This window comes from Neptuniibacter sp. UBA6509 (assembly GCA_002435145.1).
In the GTDB taxonomy this organism is placed as follows: domain Bacteria; phylum Pseudomonadota; class Gammaproteobacteria; order Pseudomonadales; family Balneatricaceae; genus Neptuniibacter.
Genome location: DJLT01000109.1, coordinates 1 through 9,885, shown reverse-complemented (window position 1 = coordinate 9,885; position 9,885 = coordinate 1). Strand labels below are relative to the sequence as shown.

Sequence of the window (9,885 nt, the reverse complement as noted above, 5' to 3'; positions counted from 1 at the left end):
GCAAGGCATTTGCTGAATCGGGTTCCAGTATAAAGTTTGATTCGTCATGAGTACGCCCATGAGATAGCACAGAATTTACATGGTTGGTGATGGTGTAATCATCGCTATCATCAACATGTAAAATGCCCTTAGTACGATTAAGCGCTTCAGTTAAATCCGGGTGAGCAATGATGCGGCCATCTTCTCTCACGACAAAGTTATGAGTGCCTGGTAATTTGTCATTTAAAACGCTGTCGAACAGGTCATTTAACAATATATCATGACCTACATTAATCAGGTGTTGCTGCTTATAATCGACAGGAGTGACAAGTGATACCATCCACTCATCTGCTGTTGGGTCGAAATAAAGCCCGGTCCAAGTATGATCTCGCTGAGGATTATTCTCTGGCGTTGAGATGTACACCCACTCTTCTAAGTTTACATCTAGGTCTGATTCCGCTTGATCCCCCCAAGGAATGTATGGCCAGTAAACGATATTTACGTTTTCGGGCATTGATACGTAAAGGTTGGCATAGTGCTGTGTAAACGCATCGGCGTAGCGATCAATCAATTGGTAACTTAAGTGGAGTTTATTAGCAAACTCGGCGGTATCAGGAGCATTCGTCCCTACAAATGCGCTGATGTGTTGGCTGTAGGTTCCGTCAGGACGCTGTATGCCATTAAAAGCCTCTTCGCTTAAACGACGGGTCTGATCCGAACGCCACACAAACAAATCATCAAAATTTTCGGATTTAGGTTGTTTTGACCTGCTCGGCCATTGCTTTAAGAATTGTTCTTCGAAGAGGCGATGGTTGAGTTGAGCATTAAGGAATATCTGACTTTCCTTTTCCCCTCGTTCAGTGATGTAGACACGGAGACTGTCTTCTACCTGATCGTGCAGAATACCGAAAATGTGCGCGTAGCTGATCAGAGCGGCGAGTGTTATAACGACAGAGAGACGGATACTCATCTGCAGCAAGGTTTTTTGTGCTAGCGGAGAATGAGATAAATCCGAAGAAACATGGCGGATCTTTTTACTAATCAAACTAAACTCCGTGAAGTTATCGAAAAGCTATGATGTCGCCTGGAAGCGTATAAATTTTGACTAGGGCCTTAAGTGCTTTCCAATTTTATGATTGAATCCAGAATAGAAGAATAATTTATATATGAGCATAATTACTTGGTCTATTTATTCTTGTTCTTGTGGTCTGTACAGCTTGGCCATGTTTTTAAAACTAAGTGATAGAACAATATGATTAGTTTAAACAATAAGTTACCTAGGTTAATTGATCAAGCTCTTATCTATTCTTAGTTACCCGTGTTGCTAGAGCCGTATATTTGCAGCGGTTATTGCATTACTTGGGTGTAAGAATCCAGTAGCTCATCTGATCAGACAAGGGAATTAGAAAGACGCTTAAAGGAAACTGAAGTCTTATCACGTAAACTGAAATAAATAGAGCTGCTTTTTTAAAGTACATTAATAAGGGTCTCAATTAATGAGGCAGTTTGTACGTCACTTATTGTTTGGGATATCAGAATCTATGGGGCGTATATTTTTGCCGATTTTACTGGCTTATATTTTTCTTGGATTGAGCTATCTAATCCCTGTATCTACAAATATTGTTCCTCCTTTTTTTGATCTATCCTCACCCTACATGGCTCTTGTTTACTTCGTTTCTCAGTCAGGGAAATATGGATTAACGCTGATCGTACTGTTGGTTTTAATTACCTTACTTAGAAGAGAAGGGCAGAGCAGCAAAGATAAAATCAATGAAGTCATAGTCATTGCCGTTGTTGCTCTCATACTAGGAGGCGCTGGGGCTGTCATTAATGAGCGGGTTATCAAAACTCACTTTGAAGTACCAAGGCCCAATATTGTTTGGTTAGCCGGTAAAAATGGTACAGGCTTGTTGGGCATGAGCGCTGTTGATTTTTATGCAGTGGGGGATAAAGAGGTACGACGCGAAGTATTGTCCGCTGTGCTTGATAATAACGATTTTATACCGTTATCTTCTCCCATTAAGCTGCATTGGGGGTATGAAACAGGTTATTCATTTCCTTCAGGCCACTCTTTCTCAGCGATGTTTTTTGCGATCTTTCTTTTTTTGATTTGCTCAACCCTCATTAAGGATAGAAATGTTCGCTGGATCTATGTCCTACTCCCTTGGGGAGTCGCTGTTTGTTTCTCACGACCTATGCTTGGCGTTCATACGCCTACAGATGTTTTTGTTGGAGGGCTTCAAGGTGGGCTTTTAGGGACTTTTGCTTGGGGCATAAGTATAAAATTGATACGCAAAATCAATTCTACATAAATTAGCCGTTCATTTATTAGTGACTATTCACAATATGATTTATGTCATAAGCGATCTACTTTTATAATTAATTTGGCTATTATCAGTTACTTATTGGTGAGGTTAGGTCTTATTTGCTATAGATTTAGAAGTTGTTTTAGCCTGTCTCCAATTTACTCCGCATATTTGGAAGGATTCTGATTGCTATGGTAATTATACCAACTGAAAAACGTTTTGATTGGAAGCATCCTCCGATCATGCTTTTCCTCATCGTTTTAACGAACGTATTGGTATTCTTCATCTATCAACAGGACGATGGAGAGAAGATTGAGAGTGCGATTACTCATTATGAAGAGCTCGAGTATTTTCAAACCGAATGGCCAGTCTATCTCGATTATCTAGAAAGCACTGATGTTCCTAGTAGCAATATTGAGGACTATCAGGAGATGTTCGATGAAGGACATCGCCGACAACTTGTCTTTTACGTACTTAGCGACTTAAGGTTTTTCGATTATCTTAATGCTAACTGGGTTAGCTTCCAAGAGCCTGAAAAAGGTGACTATTGGAAGGATAGAAAGCGCATACATCAGCTGTTTGAATCTACTGTCTTGTATGGTTATGGGCTAAAACCAAAAGATCTGGCTGTTAAAAACCTGATTAGTTATCAGTTTTTACACGGTGATGCGTTGCACCTTATAGGTAATATGTTTTTCTTGGTCATTTTTGGTTTTGCCGTTGAGGCCGCTATTGGCCATATGCGTTTCCTTTTATTCTATTTAGTCACTGGAATTGCAGGTGGCGTGCTATTTGTAATGGTCAATCAATACAGCCCAAGCGCTTTGGTTGGCGCATCAGGTGCAATATCTGGTGTTATGGCTATGTATCTAGGGGTTTTTCGACTCCGTAAAATTGAGTTTTTTTACTGGTTCTTTATTTTTGTTGGCTTTATTCGAGCCCCCGCTCTTTTTGTTTTACCTTTGTATATTGCTAACGAGTTATATAGCTATTTCACACAGCTAGATTCAAATATTGCGTTTATGGCACACACTGGAGGTTTTATTAGTGGTGCCATTTTAATTTTAACCGCTGCTATGGTGAGCCCTAAAATTCTAAATGAGGAGTATCTAGCAGAGGATGAAGTTGAATCACCTCTGCAGCAGGATCTCAATAAGGTCTATAAAGCGCTAGAAACTTTTTCATTTGATCGGGCCTTATCATCACTTGAAGACGTTATTTCGACATACGGCCCATCTTTTGAGCTCCTAGAACTGAAATATAAAATTTTACGCGCTCGTGCCCATAACTCTAATGAGGCCGATGAGAATGAAGAGAATGTCGTTCAAGCATTAATTAGCCTCCTATCTCTTGAAAAACTGAATGATGCAGAATTATTAAAAGTTGAAAAACATTGGTTATCTAGCCATGAAGCAAAAGAGCAGATGTCGAATGATGCGATCTTACAATTAGGATGGCGTCTATCTTCTTTGCCAAGCTTAAGTACGTCTGAGCAGATATTTATCATGCTTTATACCCGCGGCATTAAAAATGAGACATTAAGCCATTTTGCACGGAAACTTTCAGTTGGCTTTGCAGAAAGGGAGCATGAAGCTAAACGTAAGAAATATGATACCGCCGCAAGTGAGATTTATGAGCGCTGTCGTCGCTATTGATCCCGCAAAATATAGGAGAAGAGATAGGTGTTTTTCTTTGACTATTTTTCTTGCATCTCTTTCTTACATCTTTTTTTTAAAATTATAGTTACGCTTTAAGTTGTTTCTTAATTCAGGATTAAATAGACAATGGACTATTGCAAGTATCACCCGCTTGTATCATCTACATATCATTGCGAGCATTGTCAGATTAGCCAATGCGATAGTTGTGTCGAACACCTAGAAGAAAGTAATGAACATCGCTGTTTTGTTTGTGGTGCCGCACTTGAAAGCTTAGGGGCGGGTAGTGATGTTGCTCCGTTTTGGCGGCGTTTAGACAGTGCTTTTCAGTACCCGATGAACAAGCAAACTTTGTTGTTGATTATTATTGCCGCGGGACTTGCTACTGTCAGTGCGGCCATTGGTGGCTTACTTGGTTTTATCTTGTCCCTAACCGTAACTGCGGTAATGACAAAATATAGTTTTGTGTGTCTACAAAGTACTACAAATGGTGAAGCTAAAGCCCCAGAACCCCAAGAGGCTTTTTCTGGCGGGTTTAGAATGCTGTTGCATATCGTCATTATTTTAATCGGTATCAGCGTCATGATTGCCGGAGTCCATCAAATATTTGGTCCCCTAATTTCTACGCTTTTTTCTCTTTTTTGGATGATTAGCTTACCTGCGGTTTTTATTAATTATGCACGTTTTGAAGAGATATTACCGGCACTTAACCCTATAGAAATAGGGCGGCTGGTGATTACATTAGGTCGGGCGTACCTAATGCTGTTGCTATTCATTATGATTATGTTGGCATCCGTGGGTACTCTGCATCAGCTGCTTGAGAGTCAGTTCAGCTTCTTCTCTGCTATTCCGGAAAGTATTGTTTCTTACTATTACCTAATCGTTACCTTTCATTTGATGGGCTACTTGTTATTCCAGAAACAGCGAGTCTTAGGTTTTACAAGTCGTCTTGATAGCTCCCTTGATGAGCAGGAGGAGCGATCGCATAAAGAGCATCTTCTGGCGAAGATCAATGTATTGGTTAAAGAGGGGGAGTTTGACGAGGTTTTAAGGTGCTTTAAGGAAGGCGTGACTGGCAATCCTAATGATCTTGAATTGCATAATCGTTTTTTTGATTTCTTAGTAGGTATGAAAAATATCCATGAGATTGATATCTTTTTACCTGTATATGTTGAGCTTTTAAAGAACAACGGGCATACAAAACTTTCCAGTACTTCTTATCAGCGAATTTTAGTACTCGACATGAATTACATACCTAGCTTAGCTATTACACGGTATCAGTTAGCACAATCCTGTTTCCATTCAGGTAAAGAAAAACTCACTGTAAAGTTACTCAATGGGTTACACCGCGATGAACCAGAGTTTGCCGATTTAATACCTGCTTATGAATTGATGGCTAAAGCCTTAGATAATTTGCCCAATAGAGAAAAGCACGCTGAGAAATGCCGACAATTAATTACTTCTCTAAAAAGTAAAACAGCAGATAACGATCAAAATTGATCGTATATAATGTGTGTGTTCAGATCGAAGGCAAAGTGTAGTGAAATCCAGTGTTAGTAGCTTGAATCAAAGAAGCTTGGAGTTGAACCTGTTCTCAAAGAGGTAGCAGCCTCAGCTGCTTTAAGCTTCTTTTGACTCCATACACTAATCGGTGAAGGTGCTTGTCCTTCACTAACCATAGTGCCTTCACCAGGCTTTGATATTTCAACCGTGCCATGTTCATTTGTGATGTATACGCCTTTACCTTTAAGCATGGTGACATCTAATGAATCACTGAAGATAAAACCACCCCAAAACTCAGTGCCTCTGACACCAATCGTGGCTACAGGGGTATGGATCTCGAAATTAGGCTCTTTTTGTTTCCCTATTTTTCCGGTGAGAGTTCGGAATGCGCCTTTAAGCATGTTGAAGCGAGAAATGGACTTTTCACTCCCTTCTTTATAATCATATTGAGTCAAAGTGAATAGGGTGTTCTCAGCGAGAGAAATAGTGGATCTGTCTTTTAAGCGGAACAGTACTTTACTGTCAGTTGAGGTGATGAGAGTGTCTTTAATAAATAAGGCATCATTACGTTTAAGTAACAGGTGCTGACCTTCACGCTCAACGATTGGATGTCCTTGTGTAAGTATAACCTTACCGACACCTTCAGCCCATGATGTTACAGGGAATACAGTTAAAACAAACGCTATAAACAGTTGCGCATGACGATAGTGCGTATCTCTGAGTTTAACGCTCATAACCTGTATCACGATCTTTTATAGATAAGCAGACTAACTCACTTAATGCAGTTTAGTTCATTTTACGTTCTAGGCCTGTTTGAGCCATGATGCGTGTTGATATCTCTTCTATCGAAAAGTTAGTGGTGTTTATCATCGGGATATTTAGTTTCTTAAACAGCTTTTCAACTTCCCGCACTTCAAAATCACATTGATCTAGAGAGGCATATTTACTATTGGCGCGTCGTTCATGTCGAATAGCTGATAGCTGAAATGGATCAATAGTTAAACCATGTAACTTGTGTTTATGTTCTGCAAGAACTTCCGGTAATTTGTTGAATTCCAAGTCATCTTCAGTCAGTGGGTAGTTAGCAGCACGAAGGCCAAACTGCATCGCCATATACAAGCAAGTAGGTGTCTTTCCACAACGGGATACACCCACAAGGATAATGTCCGCATTAGCGTATTGTCGTGTTTTTGCGCCATCGTCATTGTCGATAGCAAAATTTACTGAATCGATCCGATCCTTATAGCGAGTACGCTCTACAATTCCGTGAGACTTACCAACGGAATAATTTGAATGAGCATCGAGTTCGTTTTCTAAGGGTTTTAGAAAGCTTGAGAACACGTCGATCTTAAAAGCATTAGATTCTGCAATGATGTTACGGATATCTTCATTAACAACCGTATCGAAAATAAGAGGTCTGATACCGTTGACAATGGCTGCGTTATTTATCAATGCAACTGCTTCTTTTGCCTTACTAGGGCTGTCGATATAGGGCAATGTAATTTGCTCAAATTCAATACTATCAAATTGAGCTAACAGGCTATGACCCAAAGCTTCAGAGGTAATACCTGTACCATCGGAGATAAAATAAGCAGTTCGTTTCATAATGATTACACTAAACACAGCTAAAAAATAGAGAGCGGACTATAACAGATATCGCATAAATACAGGATAACTTCCCAAGGATAAAGGGATCAAAAATCACTCTATATCCTAAATTTATAAGTAATTATTCAGGGAAATATTTAGTAGGTGGCCGGTTTTAATTACTAAGATCAATCGAATCTCATTTAAACCGCTTAAAACATCCAGTTATGCGGGATTTTTATAACGCACTACAGTAATATCCAAAGCAATGAATTAACCGTGCAGTGTGCTGAATGTAAGTGCCTAACTTAGGCGATGAAGTTGATAGATTTATTCGTTCGCCACATTATAAAAGCCACGATAGGCATTGCACCAGAGTAGGAGATAGACCGTTGGAGAACTATGTACTGCGCCTCGATCAAGTAGGTATGAATGATGTAGAGAAAGTGGGTGGTAAAAACGCTTCTCTAGGTGAAATGTTACAAGAGCTAACGGGTGCGAGCGTTAAAGTTCCAAATGGTTTTGCAACAACCGCAGATGCCTACCGTGGATTTCTCGCTCATGGTGGGTTAGAAGATCGAATCAATGAGCATCTGCATCAATTAGATACGAATAATATTAAGGCACTCAAAAATGCTGGCCAATCTATTCGTGAGATGATTATGCAGGCGGACTTTCAGCCTGAACTAGATAGTGCAATTGAAGCCGCTTGGGCTGAGATGTCAGCTGATAACAGCGAGATGGCAGTGGCTGTTCGTTCTTCAGCAACGGCAGAAGACCTACCAGATGCTTCTTTTGCAGGTCAGCAGGAAACCTTTCTTAATGTACGTGGCTTAACTGCGATCAAGCACTCTATTAAAGAGGTGTTTGCATCTTTGTATAACGATCGAGCTATCTCTTATCGTGTACATCATGGCTTTGAACATAGCGAAGTTGCTTTGTCTGCGGGTATTCAGCAGATGGTTAGAAGTGAATCAGGTTCTTCAGGGGTTATGTTTACCTTAGATACTGAATCTGGATTCAATCATGTTGTGTTTATTACATCGGCCTATGGTTTGGGTGAAACGGTTGTGCAGGGCGCAGTTAACCCTGATGAGTTTTATGTATACAAGCCAACACTTAAAATGGGTGCCCCTGCGATTATTCGCAAAACACTAGGTTCTAAAGCCATTAAAATGGTGTACTCAGCTCCCGAAGAATCTAACCCTGTCAGCACTGTTGATGTAAGCGCTGAAGATAGACAAAGCTTTTCAATTAACGATAAAGATGTAGAGACCTTAGCCAAAATAGCGATAGAGATAGAAGCGCATTATGGCAGGCCTATGGATATTGAGTGGGCTAAGGATGGTGAAACAGGTGAGATCTTTGTTGTACAAGCTCGTCCTGAAACAGTAAAAAGCCGTAGCAACCAAGCCGTTATCGAGCGTTACTTGTTGAAAGAAACAAGTAGAGTGCTTGTCGAAGGCCGCTCTATCGGTCACCGTATCGGATCAGGTAATGTGCGTATTGTTTACGACATTAATGATATGGACCAGGTTCAACCGGGTGAAGTGCTTGTAACTGATATGACAGATCCTGATTGGGAGCCTGTAATGAAACGCGCATCTGCGATTGTAACTAACCGAGGTGGGCGTACCTGTCACGCTGCAATTATCGCACGTGAGCTTGGAATTCCTGCGATCGTGGGCTGTGGTGATGCAACAGAGCAGTTTGTGAATGGGCAGTTGGTGACCGTTTCTTGTGCTGAGGGTGATACTGGGCGTGTGTACGAAGGAAAATTGGATTATGAACATCAATCCAATAGTGTTGAGTCCATGCCTGATCTTCCATTCCAAATTATGATGAATGTGGGTAACCCTGATCGTGCTTTCGACTTCCAAGCACTGCCTAATGCCGGTGTTGGTTTAGCGCGTTTAGAATTTATCATTAATCGTATGATTGGTATTCACCCTAAAGCGCTGCTTAATTTTGATCAGCAAACACCTGCGTTACAGCAAACAATTCAACGCCGTATTTCTGGTTATAAGAGCCCTGTAGATTTTTATGTTGATCGTTTAGTTGAGGGTATCTCAACCTTGGCGGCCGCTTTCTATCCGAAGAAAGTTATTGTTCGCATGTCTGACTTTAAGTCGAACGAGTATGGACATCTGATTGGTGGCGATAAATACGAGCCGAGCGAAGAGAACCCAATGCTTGGTTTCAGAGGCGCTGCACGTTATATCTCTGAAAACTTTAGGGATTGTTTTGAACTTGAGTGCCGCGCATTGAAGCGTGTACGCGACGAAATGCAGTTGACCAATATTGAAGTGATGATCCCTTTTGTTCGCACTCCGGGTGAGGCAAAACAAGTTGTTGATCTTCTTGCTGCTAATGGTTTGAAGCGTGGAAAGAATGGCTTACGTATTATTATGATGTGTGAGATTCCTTCTAATGCTTTATTAGCTGACGAGTTCTTAGAGCACTTTGATGGTTTCTCTATAGGTTCAAATGATTTGACACAGCTGACCTTAGGCTTAGACCGTGATTCAGGTGTCATAGCGCATCTATTTGATGAGCGTGATGCTGCGGTTAAAAAGCTGCTATCAATGGCTATTAAAGCGTGTAAAAAACAAGGAAAGTATGTGGGCATATGCGGCCAAGGGCCGTCAGATCATCCAGATTTAGCTCGCTGGTTGATGGATCAGGGGATTGATACCATCTCGCTAAATCCTGACTCTGTTTTGGATACTTGGTTTTTCTTAGCCAACCAAGAGGTGTAAATCACTCTATTTTAAAAGGCCACTTTTTAGTGGCTTTTTTTGTGTTTTTTGTGCCTCATATTTTAGTTCTCTGTTCGAACAGCCTCTCTGGGGCAT

At 40.7% G+C, this 9,885-nt stretch carries 7 protein-coding genes; 4 read left to right on the top strand and 3 right to left on the bottom strand.

All coding sequences use genetic code 11. From position 1 onward, the window contains the following. Positions 1 to 1,024: cache domain-containing protein (locus B4K11_RS13550; RefSeq protein ID WP_292959432.1), on the bottom strand; the 1,024-nt coding region annotated here is incomplete at its 3' end. 451 nt (positions 1,025 to 1,475) lie between these two features. Between B4K11_RS13550 and B4K11_RS13545 the strand changes: the two genes are divergently transcribed. From B4K11_RS13545 to B4K11_RS13535, 3 genes are all read left to right on the top strand, one after another. Next, positions 1,476 to 2,291 (top strand): phosphatase PAP2 family protein, encoded by an 816-nt coding sequence (locus B4K11_RS13545; RefSeq protein WP_292959431.1) that lies wholly within the window; start codon positions 1,476 to 1,478, stop codon positions 2,289 to 2,291. A 185-nt stretch (positions 2,292 to 2,476) separates the two neighbouring features. Continuing rightward, a complete protein-coding gene (locus tag B4K11_RS13540) occupies positions 2,477 to 3,940 on the top strand; it encodes a rhomboid family intramembrane serine protease (protein WP_292952988.1) in 1,464 nt (487 codons plus the stop codon). A 129-nt stretch (positions 3,941 to 4,069) separates the two neighbouring features. Beyond that, on the top strand, positions 4,070 to 5,440 hold the full coding sequence (locus B4K11_RS13535) for a hypothetical protein (protein ID WP_292952985.1): 1,371 nt from the start codon (positions 4,070 to 4,072) through the stop codon (positions 5,438 to 5,440). A gap of 53 nt (positions 5,441 to 5,493) precedes the next feature. On the opposite strand, the gene B4K11_RS13530 is transcribed toward B4K11_RS13535, so the two are convergent. Both B4K11_RS13530 and ppsR read right to left on the bottom strand, forming a co-directional pair. After that, positions 5,494 to 6,177 (bottom strand): FecR family protein, encoded by a 684-nt coding sequence (locus B4K11_RS13530; RefSeq protein ID WP_292952982.1) that lies wholly within the window; start codon positions 6,175 to 6,177, stop codon positions 5,494 to 5,496. A gap of 52 nt (positions 6,178 to 6,229) precedes the next feature. After that, positions 6,230 to 7,048, bottom strand: coding sequence for a posphoenolpyruvate synthetase regulatory kinase/phosphorylase PpsR (gene ppsR, locus B4K11_RS13525; RefSeq protein WP_292952979.1), 819 nt, complete (start codon positions 7,046 to 7,048; stop codon positions 6,230 to 6,232). A 374-nt stretch (positions 7,049 to 7,422) separates the two neighbouring features. Between ppsR and ppsA the strand changes: the two genes are divergently transcribed. Next, positions 7,423 to 9,789, top strand: a complete 2,367-nt coding sequence (ppsA, locus tag B4K11_RS13520; RefSeq protein WP_292952976.1) for a phosphoenolpyruvate synthase — start codon at positions 7,423 to 7,425, stop codon at positions 9,787 to 9,789. Positions 9,790 to 9,885 lie beyond the last annotated feature (96 nt).